At 61.1% G+C, this 13406-nt stretch carries 13 protein-coding genes and 1 pseudogene; 9 read left to right on the plus strand and 5 right to left on the minus strand.

The features are described from left to right. The first annotated feature begins 9 nt into the window (after window positions 1–9). The 6 genes from B4E36_RS19020 to B4E36_RS19045 all read left to right on the plus strand — a co-directional run bounded on the left by B4E36_RS19020 (window position 10) and on the right by B4E36_RS19045 (window position 5316). On the plus strand, window positions 10–897 hold the full coding sequence (locus B4E36_RS19020; RefSeq protein ID WP_292055205.1) for an SMP-30/gluconolactonase/LRE family protein: 888 nt from the start codon (window positions 10–12) through the stop codon (window positions 895–897). Window positions 898–918: 21 nt separating this feature from the next. Continuing rightward, complete coding sequence (locus tag B4E36_RS19025) at window positions 919–1905, plus strand: sialic acid TRAP transporter substrate-binding protein SiaP (protein WP_292055204.1); 987 nt, start codon at window positions 919–921, stop codon at window positions 1903–1905. A gap of 111 nt (window positions 1906–2016) precedes the next feature. Beyond that, on the plus strand, window positions 2017–3000 hold the full coding sequence (dctP, locus tag B4E36_RS19030; RefSeq protein WP_292055203.1) for a TRAP transporter substrate-binding protein DctP: 984 nt from the start codon (window positions 2017–2019) through the stop codon (window positions 2998–3000). A 79-nt stretch (window positions 3001–3079) separates the two neighbouring features. Continuing rightward, window positions 3080–3577 carry a TRAP transporter small permease gene (locus tag B4E36_RS19035; protein WP_292055202.1) on the plus strand — a complete coding sequence of 166 codons (498 nt, stop codon included), beginning with the start codon at window positions 3080–3082 and terminating at the stop codon, window positions 3575–3577. Continuing rightward, entirely contained in the window at window positions 3577–4869 is a 1293-nt protein-coding gene (locus B4E36_RS19040) for a TRAP transporter large permease (RefSeq protein ID WP_018063809.1), read from the plus strand. The genes B4E36_RS19035 and B4E36_RS19040 overlap by 1 nt, the downstream gene beginning before the upstream one ends. 6 nt (window positions 4870–4875) lie before the next feature. After that, complete coding sequence (locus B4E36_RS19045; protein WP_292055201.1) at window positions 4876–5316, plus strand: type II 3-dehydroquinate dehydratase; 441 nt, start codon at window positions 4876–4878, stop codon at window positions 5314–5316. A gap of 72 nt (window positions 5317–5388) precedes the next feature. On the opposite strand, the gene B4E36_RS19050 is transcribed toward B4E36_RS19045, so the two are convergent. The 3 genes from B4E36_RS19050 to B4E36_RS19060 all read right to left on the minus strand — a co-directional run bounded on the left by B4E36_RS19050 (window position 5389) and on the right by B4E36_RS19060 (window position 10532). Further along, window positions 5389–6216 carry an oxidoreductase gene (locus B4E36_RS19050; RefSeq protein ID WP_292055200.1) on the minus strand — a complete coding sequence of 276 codons (828 nt, stop codon included), beginning with the start codon at window positions 6214–6216 and terminating at the stop codon, window positions 5389–5391. Between the two features lie 105 nt (window positions 6217–6321). After that, window positions 6322–9426 (minus strand): efflux RND transporter permease subunit, encoded by a 3105-nt coding sequence (locus B4E36_RS19055; RefSeq protein ID WP_292055268.1) that lies wholly within the window; start codon window positions 9424–9426, stop codon window positions 6322–6324. An 11-nt stretch (window positions 9427–9437) separates the two neighbouring features. Next, window positions 9438–10532, minus strand: a complete 1095-nt coding sequence (locus B4E36_RS19060) for an efflux RND transporter periplasmic adaptor subunit (RefSeq protein ID WP_292055198.1) — start codon at window positions 10530–10532, stop codon at window positions 9438–9440. 95 nt (window positions 10533–10627) lie between these two features. Between B4E36_RS19060 and B4E36_RS19065 the strand changes: the two genes are divergently transcribed. Further along, on the plus strand, window positions 10628–11215 hold the full coding sequence (locus B4E36_RS19065) for a TetR/AcrR family transcriptional regulator (protein ID WP_292055197.1): 588 nt from the start codon (window positions 10628–10630) through the stop codon (window positions 11213–11215). Between the two features lie 29 nt (window positions 11216–11244). Here B4E36_RS19065 and B4E36_RS19070 read toward each other — a convergent pair whose 3' ends face one another. Continuing rightward, a complete protein-coding gene (locus B4E36_RS19070; RefSeq protein WP_292055196.1) occupies window positions 11245–11631 on the minus strand; it encodes a DoxX family protein in 387 nt (128 codons plus the stop codon). A 96-nt stretch (window positions 11632–11727) separates the two neighbouring features. Here B4E36_RS19070 and B4E36_RS19075 point away from each other — a divergent pair, with 96 nt between their 5' ends. Then, window positions 11728–12363, plus strand: a complete 636-nt coding sequence (locus tag B4E36_RS19075; protein ID WP_292055195.1) for a TetR/AcrR family transcriptional regulator — start codon at window positions 11728–11730, stop codon at window positions 12361–12363. Between the two features lie 69 nt (window positions 12364–12432). On the opposite strand, the gene B4E36_RS19080 is transcribed toward B4E36_RS19075, so the two are convergent. Next, window positions 12433–12555: a hypothetical protein gene (locus B4E36_RS19080; protein WP_292055194.1), complete on the minus strand. Its 123-nt coding sequence runs from the start codon at window positions 12553–12555 to the stop codon at window positions 12433–12435. A gap of 581 nt (window positions 12556–13136) precedes the next feature. Between B4E36_RS19080 and B4E36_RS19085 the strand changes: the two are divergent. Beyond that, window positions 13137–13406: pseudogene (locus B4E36_RS19085) on the plus strand (hypothetical protein); the annotation flags it as partial.

Consider the following 13406-nt stretch of genomic DNA (forward strand, 5'->3'; position numbering starts at 1 on the left):
GGGGCACGGATGACGACACCTGAAGTAGACTGTATTCAGACAGTAAAGGCCCGGCTCGGCGAAACGCCGCTTTGGTGCGAGCAGACCCGGCGGCTTGTGTGGATCGACATTGAAGACCCCCATTTCTGGCAGCTTGATCCGTCGACCGGCGAGGCGTTTTCGCGCGCCCAGCCCTGCACTTACCTTGGCAGTCAGGCGCTCACCCGCTCGGGCAAACACCTTGTCGCCCGCGATCTGCATCTGGTGATGCTCGATCCGCAAACGGGGATATCCGAACTCTTTGCCCGCGTGCCGGATGAACGTTTTCCCGCAACCCGGCTGAATGACGGTCGCGTCGACCGCAACGGGCGGCTCTGGATCGGCACCATGGACAACGGGCTGAAAGATGGTCTGGGAAGCCTTTACCGTGTCGACCCGGACGGTTCGTTTGCCGCCTTTTACGACGACGTTATCGTTTCGAATGGCATCGCCTTCGATCCTGACGGGCGGCATATGTATTTCACCGATACCCGTCGGCACCTGACCTGGAAGATCACGCTGGACGATGCCGGGGAGCGGCCGGTCTCGCGCGCCGTCTTTGCCGACTACTCCGCCGGCGGGGAGCGCCCCGACGGCGCCTGCGTGGATGCCGATGGCTGCCTGTGGCAGGCCTTCTTTGCCGGGGGCAGGATCGTGCGCTACACGCCCGAGGGCCGCATCGACCGCAGCATCGATATGCCGGTGACCAACCCGACCTGCCTGTGTTTCGGCGGGCCGGACTACAAGACGCTGTTCGTCACCACGGCATTCAAGTTTTTAAGCGAGGAGCAACGCGCAAACGAGCCGCTCGCCGGCAGCGTTTTTGCGATCAGCGGGGCCGGCCAGGGGGTGGCCGAGCACCGGTTCGATTTTCAGTGAAATTGAGGAGGAGGACGCAAAGTGACATTTCATACCAGGATTCGGGGCCTGGCGCTCATGGCAACCGTTACGGTCGCCATGGCGTTCAATGCGCAGGCACAGGACAAGATCGACCTGCTTTATTCCGATGTCACCTCGGCCGATGTGCCGCGGTCACAGGCCATGACAGGCATTTTCGCGGACGAAATCAGTGACGATTTCAACCTGAAAGCCCATTTCAATGGCACGCTGGTCAAGCAGGGCGCGGAACTGGTTGCCGTCCAGCGCGGCAATCTCGATCTGGCCATCCTGCCGCCATCGGATTTCGCTGAACAGGTGCCGGCATTCGATATTCTCGGTGCTGCCTATGTCGTGCGGGATGCGGACCATCTCATGCGAATTTTCAACAGCGAGGTCGGCGATACGTTCCGCGAACTCGCGCGCGAAAACATGGGGATCGAGATCCTTGCGCCCGCCTATTACGGTCGCCGCCAGGTCAATGTCGTCGGCGACAGGAAGATCATGACGCCCGCGGACATGTCCGGCATCAAGCTGCGCATGCCCGGCGGCGAAAGCTGGCAGTTCCTCGGCAAGGCGATCGGCGCCAATCCGGTGCCGATCGCCTATCCGGAGGTCTACACCGCCTTGCAGACCGGCGTGATCGACGGTCAGGACAATCCGCTCCCCAACGACAAGGCGATGAAATTCTACGAGGTGACGGATCAGATCGTGCTCACCGGACACAATGTCGGTTTCGGCATGCTGATCATGAGCGCGGACCGGTTCGACAGCCTGAGCGAGAAACAGCAGCAGACCCTGCGCGATGCGGCGGAGAAGGCCTTTACCTGGTCGAATGCGCAATATCTGAAAGAGGAAGACGAACTCGTATCCTTCTTCAAGGAGGAGGGGCTCGACGTCTACACGCCGGATGTCGACGCTTTCCGCACCTATGCGCAAAAGCAATATCTCGATTCGGACATGTCTAAGGACTGGCCGGAAGGCATGTTGGACAAGATCAACGGTCTTTGAGGAGGAGCGGGACTACGGACTGAGGAATCATGAGAGCGTGCGAGATGTCGCACGATAGTGAGGACATCCTGCAACGGGAGACCGGCGGGATGCAAACAGGAGGAAAAAGAAATGATCAATCGCAGAAATCTATTGGGCGCCGTTGCGTCCGTCGGACTGGTATTTGCAAGCATCACTCCGGCGTTGGCACAGGACGTGCCTCAGCTTCGCTTCTCGGCGGTGTTTTCCGAGCAGGATATCCGCGCGGACATGATGAAGCAGCTTCAGGAAAACGTGGCCGATATAGCCGATCTCGAACTCTATTATGGCGGCAACCTGTTCAAGCAGACCACAGAGATCATCGCCATCCAGCGCGGCAATCTGGAAATGGGCAACGTCTCGCCCCAGGATATCGCCTCGCAGGTACCGGCCTTTTCGATTCTGACATCGGCCTATCTGTTCCGCGACGCAGAGCATCTGAATGAATTCTTCAAGAGCGATGCCGGGGCCGAGATGAAGGCCATGGCGGAAGATCAGCTTGGCATCCATATTCTCGGACCGACCTATTTCGGCACGCGTCAGGTCGGTTTGCGCATCGACAAGGAGATCAACACACCAGAGGACATGGCCGGCGTGAAGCTCAGAATGCCCGGCGGCGATGCCTGGCAGTTCCTCGGCCGCGCACTTGGCGCCAACCCGACGCCAATGGCCTATGCCGAGGTCTATACTGGTCTCCAGACGGGCGCGATCGACGGTCAGGACAATCCGCTGCCCAATGTCGAGAACATGAAGTTCTACGAAGTCATGGACCAGATCGTGATGACCTCGCATCTGGTCGGTTATGACCTGCTGGTGATTTCCCAGAAGGTCTGGGATTCCTTTACTGACGAGCAACGGGCGGAATTCGAGGCGGCAGCGGACGAGGCGATTGCCTGGAGCACCGAGCAGCATCTGGCGCGTGAAGGCGAACTGGCTTCGTCGTTCGAGGAGCAGGGGCTTAAGATCTACACGCCCGATGTCGATGCCTTCCGCGAACATGCCCAGAAGATGTATCTTGATTCCGACCTGTCGAAAGACTGGCCGGAAGGCATGCTGGATCGCATCAACGCACTCTGAGCCGATGCATTAACCGTCAATGTCCGCACCCGGCGTGCCGGGTGCGGTCCGTTCGAGGCAGAAAACCTTGCAGAAACTGATGCAAACAGGCGCGTGGCTGCACCGCAGGGCCGAGAATATCGCCGCTTTGATGCTGGCGGTGATGTTCTGCGCCTTCATTGTACAGGTCGCGTTCCGCTATCTTCTCAACCTGCCGATCGGCGGTGCGTCCGAGCTGACGATCCTGATGTGGCTGTGGCTGGTGCTCTGGGGCGCAGCCTTCGTTCTGCGCGAATCCGACGAGATCCGCTTCGACTTCGTGCTGGCGCTCGCCAGCCGTCCGGTCCGGCGCGTGATGTCGGTGCTGGCGGCGGCAGCGCTCCTGTTTCTCTACGGCTATTCGCTGCCGGCGGTATGGGACTACGTAACCTTCATGAAGGTCCAGGAGACGTCCTATCTCGATATCCGCTATGACTACGTCTATTCGATCTACGTCATCTTCGCCGTCGCGACACTCGTGCGCTATGCTTGGCTGTTGTGGAGTGCCCTGACAAACCGTTATGTCGAACATGCCGAGCGCGGGGAGCATGAGGAATGATGGATCCCTTCACGCTCTGCATCATTTCGATCGTTCTTCTGGCGCTTATGGGTTTGCCGGTTGGCCACGCGATGATCGCCTCTTCAATTCTGTATCTGATGCTTGCCGGCCTCGATATGGGCACGGCTGCCGAGCAGATCCTGAATGGCCTGTTCTCGAGTTACATCCTGCTTGCCGTGCCGCTGTTCATCCTGGCGGCCGAACTGATGAATTCCGGAAGCATGACCCTTCGCCTTCTGGCGTTCTGCAATGCATTCGTCGGCCGGTTTCCGGGTGGGCTGGCTCTGGTCAACGTCGTGCAAAGCATCATCTTCGCCGGCATGTCCGGCTCCGCGCTCGCCGATGCGGCGGGCACCGGCAAGATGATGCAGAAGATGATGACGGAGGGCGGCAAATACCCGCCCGCCTTCGCCGCCGCCCTGACGGCATCCACCGCCGTGATCGGGCCGATCATTCCGCCATCGATCCCGATGGTCATCTACGCGCTCGTTTCGGATGCTTCCATCGGTTACCTTTTTCTGGCGGGCATGATCCCGGGGCTTTTGATGGGACTGGTGCAGGCCGCCATTGTTCTCACAAGCGCGCGCCGCCGATCGTTCCCCGTCGAGGAGCCGGTTCCTGTTCGCAAAATGCCGGGCATTGTGGTCAAGGCCTTTCCGGTTCTGATGATGCCGGTCGTGCTGCTGGGCGGCATCTATGGCGGTGCGACCACACCGACGGAAGCAGCCGCGATCGCCGCGCTCTATGCGCTTGTCATTTCCGCTCTGCTCTACAACAGCGTCTCGGCAGGCGCGGTCTATCATTCACTGCTGTCGAGCGCGCGCACCACGTCGTCGATCGGCATGCTGATTGCCGGGGCTCTGGTCTTCAATTATGTCGTGACGATCGAGAACGTGCCGACAATGCTGAGCCAATGGCTTTCGGGCTTCGATCTCTCGCCGGTGATGTTTCTGCTGATCGTCAATCTCGTTCTTCTGGCGCTGGGCTGCCTGCTTGAAGGCACGACGGTGCTTCTGGTCATCGTCCCGGTGTTCATTCCCACGGCCAACGCGCTCGGCATCGATCTGGTGCATTTCGGGGTCGTGTGCGTGGTCAACATCATGCTTGGCCTGATCACGCCGCCATACGGCCTGCTGCTGTTCGTCATGTCGAACATCTCGGGCAAGTCATTGCACGCAATCATCCGCGAAATCCTGCCTTTCCTGCTGGCGCTGATCGCCGCATTGCTGCTGATCACGCTGGTCCCGGATATCTCGCTCTGGCTTCCGCGGCAGTTCGGTTACAAGGGGTAACAACACATGAAAAAACCGGTTTATGTCCTCAACGGACCGAACCTCAACCGGCTCGGCCTGCGCGAGCCGGACATCTACGGTCACACGACGCTCGCAGAAGTCGAGGCGTTGTGCAGGCAAGCGGCGGGCGAGGAGGGGCTGGTGTTTCGCCAGACCAATTCCGAGCAGGAGATGATCGAATGGATCCACGAGGCGATTGACAGCTCGAGCGCCCTTTTGATCAACCCTGCCGCCTTCACCTTCTACTCGATGGCGATGATGGATGCGTTGAAGATGTATCCCGGCCCGATGATCGAGTTCCACATTTCCAACGTCCACAAGCGCGAGCCGATGTACCACAACTCGCTGGTCTCGCCCGTGGCAACGGCGGTGATGGCCGGCTGCGGCGCGCGCGGCTATCCCCACGCGGTGCGGCTGCTGCGCGAAATGGCGGCGGAAGGATATTGAGGGGCCGGATATACTGTCCGGCTAGCACATTGCGCGAATTGGCTCTGACATAGCGACTAGGCCGGTTTCGGTTCAGCCCTTTCTGCGCGGGCTTTTTCCAAGACCGAAGGCCTTGCGCAGGCTTCCGTCCAAGGCCTTTGCCGGCATGAAGCGGCGCAGCCTGCTCAAAAGCGTCGCCTGGCCACCGACGGGCCAGCGCATCTTTTTTGGACGCGTGATTGCGGCGAGGACCGTTTCGGCAACCACGCGCGGCGGCGGCGCCGTCCTGATCTGGTTTTCCACGGTCTTGATGGCGGCTTCGGCCTGATCGGCATAGGCGCCGGGCGGGGTCTGGGTGCGTGCGGCGTTGGTGTCGATATTTGTGCTTGTAAAAGCGGGCTCGATCAGCAGGACACGAATATTGAAGTCGCGCACCTCGTGATCGAGCGATTCCGACAGGCCCTCAAGGGCGTGCTTGCTGCTGGCGTAAAGCCCCATGAACGGCGCCGGCAGAAAGCCGAGCACGGAGCTGATATTGACGATGAGCCCGCTGCGCGCCGCGCGCATCGACGGCAACGCGGCGCGGATCGTGCGAAGCGGGCCGAGCACGTTGACATCGAAAACCCGACCGGCTTCGGCTGGCGTGGTGTTTTCGACCGGCCCGCTCAGCGAAACGCCCGCATTGTTGATCAGAATGTCAATCTTCCCGGCTTCGGCGAGGACGTAATCGACGAATGCCGTCACGGAGGTATCGCTCGTCACATCGACTGGGACGAACTGAACCCCGGGAATTGCCTCCGCCCGGTTCGGATCACGGGCGCCGCCGAAGACGCGGTAGCCCCTTTCGGCAAGAAGGCGGGCGGTGGCCTGGCCGATGCCCGACGATGCCCCGGTGATAACGACGACTTTCTGCTCGGCCATCACGGCCTCCTTTGCTTGTTGTTCAACTGGTCCCGCTGAGCCTCGATGCGGAATATGGGGGAGCAACCGGAAGCCGCTTCTCCATATTCCGGTGTTTCCCATCCGTTATTGCGTATTGAGGATCGTGCCCGTTTCCTCCGAACCGTCCGTGTGGGTTCCCTCAGGCGCCTTGATGCGGAACCATGTTGCGTAAAGAGCGGGAAGGAACAGCAGGATCATCACCGTGCCGACGGCCGTGCCGCCGATCAGCGTGTAGGCCATCGATCCCCAGAACACGGAATGGGTGAGCGGGATGAAGGCGAGCACGGCGGCAAGCGCGGTCAGGAGCACCGGCCTTGTCCGCTGCACGGTCGCCTCTATCACCGCATGGTAGTCGTCGAGACCCGCCGCCTTGTTGTCCTTGATCTGCTCGGTCAGGATCAGGGTGTTGCGCATCAGGATGCCCGCAAGTCCGATCAGGCCGATGATGGCATTGAACCCGAAGGGCTGGTTGAAGATCAGCAGCACCGGCACGACGCCTGCCAGACCGAGTGGTCCGGTCAGCATCACCATCGTCATCGTTGACAGGCTGCGGACCTGAATGATGATGACGATGAGCATCGCGGCGATCATCACCGGGAAGACCTTCACCAGCGCGGCATTGGCCTTGATCGATTCCTCGATATTGCCGCCCATCTCGATGCGGTAGCCGGGCGGAAGCGAGACGGCCAGCGGCTGAAGCGCCTTTGCCACCTCTTTCGAGACCTCCGGCGGCTGCATCGCCTCGTTGATTTCCGAGCGGACCGTGACGACCGGCGTGCGGTCGCGACGCTTCATGATCGGTTCCTCGAAGGTGATTTCCGCGTGACCGATCTGATCGAGCGGTATGGCCCGGCCGTCCCTGGTGATCAGCGAGAAGTCCGACAGTCTGGACGGATCGAGCCGCTCCCCGCCACCGCTGCGGGCGACGATCGGAACATTGCGGATGTTTTCGCGCATCGCGGTGACCGGGATGCCGCTCAAAAGAAGTTGCAGTTGCTGAGACGCTTCCGCAGGCGAAAGGCCGATGAGGTTGAGACGGTCCTGATCCGGGACGAAACGGACCACGGGGACGCGGTCGCCCCAGTCGCGGCTGGGCTGGCGGACGTCGGGAACCGTCTTCATGATTGCGAGTGCCTGTTCCGACAGCTCGTACAGTTTTTGCGGGTCGGGACCCATGATGCGGAATTCGACCGGGAACGGCGTGTAAGGCCCGAAGACCAGTTGCGACACGCGCACATAGGCCGCAGGCGCCAGACCGTCGGAAACGGCTTCGCGAAGACGGTGTTTCAGCGCCTCGCGGGCCTCGGCATCGGGCGTCAGCACCACGATCTTGGCAAAGGACGGGTCCGGCAGTTCCGGCGACATGGCGAAGAAGAAGCGCGGAGCCCCCTGGCCTATATAGCTGGTGACGATTTCAGCCTCCGGCTGGTTTTCCAGCCAGTCTTCGATTGTCTCGACGGCTTTTGTCATGGTCTCGATGCTGGTTCCTTCCGGCAACCGCACTTCCACCAGAACCTCGGGACGGTCCGACGTTGGAAAGAATTGCTGTTTCACAAGGCCCATGCCGAAGACGGAAGCCGCCATGATGAGCGCGACGAGGCCGCAGGTCACGAACTTGTAGCGGACCGCGAATGCGATGAGACGGCGAAGCCTGCGGTAGTTCGGCGTGTCGTATATGGCGTGGTGACCGCCTTCCACCGGCTTGATCTCCGGCAGCATCTTGACCCCGAGATAGGGCGTGAAGATTACCGCCACCAGCCATGAGACGATGAGGGCGAAGCCGACGATCCAGAAGATATTCCCGGCATATTCGCCCGCCGTGGACCGGGCAAAACCCACCGGCATCAGGCCGATCACGGTCACCAGCGTGCCGGAGAGCATCGGCGCTGCCGTGTGGCTCCAGGCAAAGGCCGCCGCCTTTGTCCGCTCCATGCCTTCTTCCATCTTCACGATCATCACCTCGATGGCGATGATGGCATCGTCGACGAGAAGCCCGAGCGCCAGGATCAGCGCGCCGAGCGTGATGCGGTCGAAGAAGCGCCCGGTTTCGAGCATGATCAGGAAGACAACGCCGAGCGTGAGCGGCACGGCGAGCGCGACCACCAGCCCGGCGCGCCAGCCGAGGCTGATCAGGCTGACGAACAGCACGACGCCGAGCGCCATGGCGAATTTGAGCATGAACTCGCCAACGGCCTCCTGGATGTTGACGGCCTGATCGCTCACCTTCGTCAGCGTTATGCCGAGCGGCAGGTTTTCGGCAATGGCCGCGGAACGCGCTTCAAGCGCCTTGCCCAGTTCCAGTCCGTTAAAGCCCTGCTGCATGACGACGCTGAGCATGATGGCCGGCTCGCCGCCATTGCGAATGACATAGGTGGGCGGGTCTTCATAGCCGCGTTTGACGTCGGCGATATCGGAGAGCTTGAGCGTGCGCCCGTTCGCCACGATCGGTGTATTCGCGATCTCATCGATGCTGTCATAGGCGCCGTTGAAACGGATGAAGATCTGCGGTCCTTCCGTATCGATCGACCCGGCCGGGGTCACGGTGTTGCGGCGCTGCAGGGCGGCGGCGATATCCTGCGCCGATATGCCCAGCGTCGCCAGCTTGGCATAGGAGAACGCGACGAAGATCTGCTCGGCCTGTTCGCCGAGGATATTGATCTTCTTGACGCCCGGAACATGCAGCATGTCCTGCCGGATCGTCTCCGCCTGCCGTACCAGATCGCGCATCGGCATACCTTTTGCCTTCAGGGCATAAAGGGCAAAGCTGACATCGGAATATTCATCGTTGACGAATGGGCCGAGCACGCCCTGCGGCAGGTTGCGCGCTTCGTCTCCCAGCTTCTTTCGCGCCTGGTAGAATTCCTCGGAAACGACGCTGGCCGGTGTGTCGTCCCGCATCGTGACCGTCAGGTAGGCGTAACCGGGCCGGGTGGTGGTTTCCACGCGGTCGTACCAGGCGAGCTCCTGCAGCCGCTTTTCCAGCGGTTCCGCGACCAGTTCCTGCATTTCCTGCGCCGTGGCGCCGGGCCACACGGCCGTGACGGTCAGCGTCTTGATGGTGAATGACGGATCTTCGGCCCGGCCCAGCTTGACGAAGGCATAGGCGCCGGCGGCTGCCAGCAAGACGATGAAGAACAGGGTGACGGCGCGTTCGCGGACGGCGAGCGCGGAAAGATTGAAGCCGGTCAGTTGAGCACCTGTCAGTTTTTTGTGGCGGTGCGCACGCTGGCACCGTCGCTGAGGAGATAGACGCCGAGGGCGACAACGCGCGCGCCGGGGGCGAGATTGGTGACCGTTGCCGTCTCGTTGCCGATCCGCTGAAGCGTGACGTCGCGGAAATGAACGGTGGATGTCCGCTCATCCAGCACAAAGACGCCCGTGCGGGTTCCGTCATCGATAACCGCGCCGACAGGGACATCCGTGAGCGCCGATGCCTGGCTGTTTTCGAGGCTGATGGTCACGGTCGCACCGAGCGGGGCCGATGCAGCCGAGCCCTGCAGCACCCAGCGGGTTTCATAGGTCCGGGTCTGGGGATCGGCCGCATCCGATATCTGGCGCAGGCTCGCGTTCTCCGCGCCGTCGCGGCCATAGATACTGGCCTTGGCGACAGTCCCGATTTTCGGCCGCAGATTTTCCGGCAACCAGACCAGCGCCTCGCGCGGACCCGACTGGGCAAGTCTGACAACCGTCTGTCCCGCCGAGACGACCTGCCCCGGTTCGCCCAGCGTTTCGACGACCGTGCCGTCCGCATCGGCGACCAGTACCGCATAATCGACTGCGTTTTCGGCGACATTCGCGTCTGCCCTGGCGGCAGCAAGCTGGGCGCTGGCGGTATCGAGCGCCGCCTTTGCCCGCTCGTACTGCTGGGAAGAAACCGCCTGAGACTTGAGAAGGGATGCAAAGCGCTTCTCGTCGGCCTCGGCCTGGACAAACGTCGCCTGGGCCGCAATCACGGCGTTGCGTCTGGCGGCAAGCGCCAGCTTCAGATCCGTTTCGTCGATCCGCATCAGCGGTTGCCCGGCTTTGACCTTCTCGCCAAGGCCGACATACCGTTCGACGATCTTGCCGGGAACGCGAAAGCCGAGGTCGCTTTCCACGCGCGCCGCGACCGTTCCCGTGAAGCTCCGGTCGAATGCGGCAGGGGGCTTGGCCCTGGCGATGTCGACAAGGGGCGGCAGGCTGCGCGGGTCCGCAGCCTCGGCGTTCCTGCTCGCCGACGGCAGCAGGAATACGGCCGCTCCCAGTCCCGAAAGAACGAGAGCGGCGGATATCGAGATAATGATTTTTCGTCTCACAGGTCTGGCCTTGTTGCGCATGATGGCGTAAATTAGATTGCAATCTAAATCTAATGAAGATTAGATGTCAATTGAAATCTAAAAGGAAGATCCAGATGCGGGTGAGCCGTGCACAGGCAGAAGAAAACCGGGACAGGGTCATCACCGTCGCAAGCCGTCTGTTTCGGGAGCGTGGTTTCGACGGGATCGGGCTCAAGGATCTGATGAAGGGGGCTGGCCTCACGCAGGGCGGTTTCTACAAACAATTCCAGTCCAAGGACGATCTGGCCGCCCTGGCCTCCAGACGTGCGCTTGAGGAGGCCACGCGACGGTGGTCGGATGCAGCCGCGGACAGTGACGATCCGCTGGGCGCCGTTGCCGCATTCTATCTCTCCAGGGACCACAGGGGAGAGAAGGCTGAAGGTTGTCCGATCGTTGCTCTTGGAGCAGACGCCGCGCGTCAGAGCGCAGAGGTTCGAAAACCGTTCGAGGACGGAATTCGGGCCCATTGCGAGGTTCTGGATGAAATGATGGGAGGCGTCGCGGCCAAGGATCCGAGCAGCAAGGCCATGGCAATCCTCTCGATGATGGTGGGGGCCGTAACGCTGTCGCGGCTTATCGCGGACGAGCAACTGTCGGAAGAATTTCTGGATGCCGCCACGGAAGAGGTCAGGCGTATTGCCGCGCGTGATGACGATAATTGAAGGCGATACGGCCTGACCGGGCTTGCCGATCAGCCCCTGGCATCGCGCTTGAAGCCGAACCAGGCAACGGCGCCCGCGACCAAAATTACGACGACATTGAGCCAGAGCACATCCGTTTCGCCGCGCGCTAGATGGAAGACGAGGGCTGCCAGTTGCAGGACCGTCATGCCCGCTGCGGCAAGGTTTGTAAGCCATGGCAGGATCCGCGATGCGGCCGGAAGAATGATGCCGACGGCACCCAGCAACTCCATGGCGCCGATGAAGGTGATGAGCGATGGCGGAACGTCCATGGTCCAGTGCCAGCCCATGGCGGAAAGGGCTTGCGGTGTCCGGCTCAGCTTGAGGACCCCGGCATAGGCGAAAAACAGGGCAAGGACTGCGCGTCCCGCCCACAGGCTGATGTTCCAGATCCGCATGAAAGGTCTCCAGGATTTGCGTGGGCACGGCCGTATGTGATAATAAAGACTATCGTTTGTATATGAGGGTCATAACTATCATATGGAGTCAAGTGCATGAAGGTCTGGCCCGATGGACACCCGAAGGGAAAGGCGATGGCCAGGCGGCAGAGGGACATCCTCGATGCCGCCAGAGCCTGCTTCGTCCGGACGGGTTACGGGGGAACGAGCATGGACGCGATCGCGGCTGCGGCTGGCATTTCGCTCATGACCCTTTATCGTCACGCCGAAAGCAAGGACGATCTGTTCGCCGCCACGATCAGCGATGCATGTCGCGCAACAGACGACGCGGAACGCCGGTATTTTGAATCGCTGTTCGCTTTGCCGTTTCGCGAATTGCTGGTCACCAGTGGCATTCACATGCAGGCCAAGTTCTTCCGGCCGGACAATATCGCATTAATGCGGCTGGTGATCGCGGAGAGTTCGGTCTTTCCCCATCTCCTGCAACTCGCCTATGAGGGCATTCCGGGACATTTCGAGAACCTGGCGGCGATCATCATTTCAGCCAAGTGCGACGTCGATGATGAAGAAATCGCGGAAGCCGCCCGCCTCTATATCGATTGCCTGCTGGGGGGCGAGGTGCTGCGCCTGCTGCTCGGACAAGGGGAGCGCCCGGACGCGGATCAGCGCCGCAGGGCGGAACTGGCAGCGGATGTCGTGCTGGGTATGCTTGAGGCCGGGCCTGCTTGCTGAAAAGCAGTCCATGAGGGTCCGCAGGCAATCGCTCTCCTGTTCCTGGCCCGTCCGGCGCGCCGCGCCGGATCATGTGGCGAACCAGCCGGCAATCAGAACCATCGCAAAGCTCAATCCGCCCAGGAGCGCGGCAAGCAGGAATGCGGAGGAAAGCAGAATGCCCAATAGGCGGAGAATGGTCTTGCGAGTCATGTCATCATCCTGTTCTGACGGAGTTGGATTGTTCGGCACGATGGAGATCGGACATGTCCATGCCCCGGATTGCAGAAGCATTGCGCCCGGCCGTTTCGTTTCCGTAATCCTGTTGCAATCCTGATGACGGAGAGGCCTGACAGGGAACCCGCGGAGAGACGATGAGACTGCTGCTAATCGAGGACGAGAGAGAACTGGCGAATGCGCTGTCGGCGGCGCTTGGCCAAAAGCAGCGGCGCCAGTCTCGGCCTCAGTCTGGTGAAGCAGATCGTCGCAAATCATGGCAGTGAGGTTGTCATGCAAAGCGGTCCCGCCGGGACAGAGGTGACGATCCGGCTTTAGAGCTCGTTTCGATCTGAATGGATCAGGTCAGCGCTCTATCCATTTGTTTTAGCAGCATAAACTTGTCGATCCTCGCTTCGTTCGGATTATGCTCTGGAACGGGCCCCGCATTCTGGAACCGGCGGGAGCCTTCGCGGGTTCGCTCTGCCGCCGCCGCTTCGCCCGACCGGTTCCCGTAAAGCTGCGGTAATTCTTCATTCGCACGGTTCGCGCCCAATCAACGACGGAGGCCCGCGAGCGTGCGCAGCAATTGCCATCCATTGTGCCGATCTTTCGAATGCCCGCCCAAGTCGTCCCTGTTCGCATTGCTGGTTCGCTCCGTCGTCAACGACATCTTTCCGCGCGACGCGCTGACCGGAAGGAGCTGGAACCTCGCCCGCTTCATCATGCAACGGCCACGCTATACGCGGTGGGCAACCCACGACATTCTTTCCCGGCACTGGAAAAAGGCGCTCGCCGAAGACTTCGGCTTCCACATGGCGCACCAGATGCTGGCGAACGTGGCGAGC

Origin of the sequence: Martelella sp. UBA3392, assembly GCF_002358775.1 — a bacterium.
GTDB classification, from domain to species: Bacteria; Pseudomonadota; Alphaproteobacteria; order Rhizobiales; family Rhizobiaceae; genus Martelella; species Martelella mediterranea.

What these genes read in the sequence shown, in the direction of transcription:
- B4E36_RS19020 (WP_292055205.1), top strand. Translation starts at nt 10, where the DNA reads ATGACGACACCTGAAGTAGACTGTATTCAGACAGTAAAGGCCCGGCTC.
- dctP (WP_292055203.1), top strand. Translation starts at nt 2,017, where the DNA reads ATGATCAATCGCAGAAATCTATTGGGCGCCGTTGCGTCCGTCGGACTG.
- B4E36_RS19035 (WP_292055202.1), top strand. Translation starts at nt 3,080, where the DNA reads ATGCAAACAGGCGCGTGGCTGCACCGCAGGGCCGAGAATATCGCCGCT.
- B4E36_RS19040 (WP_018063809.1), top strand. Translation starts at nt 3,577, where the DNA reads ATGGATCCCTTCACGCTCTGCATCATTTCGATCGTTCTTCTGGCGCTT.
- B4E36_RS19045 (WP_292055201.1), top strand. Translation starts at nt 4,876, where the DNA reads ATGAAAAAACCGGTTTATGTCCTCAACGGACCGAACCTCAACCGGCTC.
- B4E36_RS19050 (WP_292055200.1), bottom strand. Translation starts at nt 6,216, where the DNA reads ATGGCCGAGCAGAAAGTCGTCGTTATCACCGGGGCATCGTCGGGCATC.
- B4E36_RS19065 (WP_292055197.1), top strand. Translation starts at nt 10,628, where the DNA reads ATGCGGGTGAGCCGTGCACAGGCAGAAGAAAACCGGGACAGGGTCATC.
- B4E36_RS19070 (WP_292055196.1), bottom strand. Translation starts at nt 11,631, where the DNA reads ATGCGGATCTGGAACATCAGCCTGTGGGCGGGACGCGCAGTCCTTGCC.
- B4E36_RS19075 (WP_292055195.1), top strand. Translation starts at nt 11,728, where the DNA reads ATGAAGGTCTGGCCCGATGGACACCCGAAGGGAAAGGCGATGGCCAGG.
- B4E36_RS19080 (WP_292055194.1), bottom strand. Translation starts at nt 12,555, where the DNA reads ATGACTCGCAAGACCATTCTCCGCCTATTGGGCATTCTGCTTTCCTCC.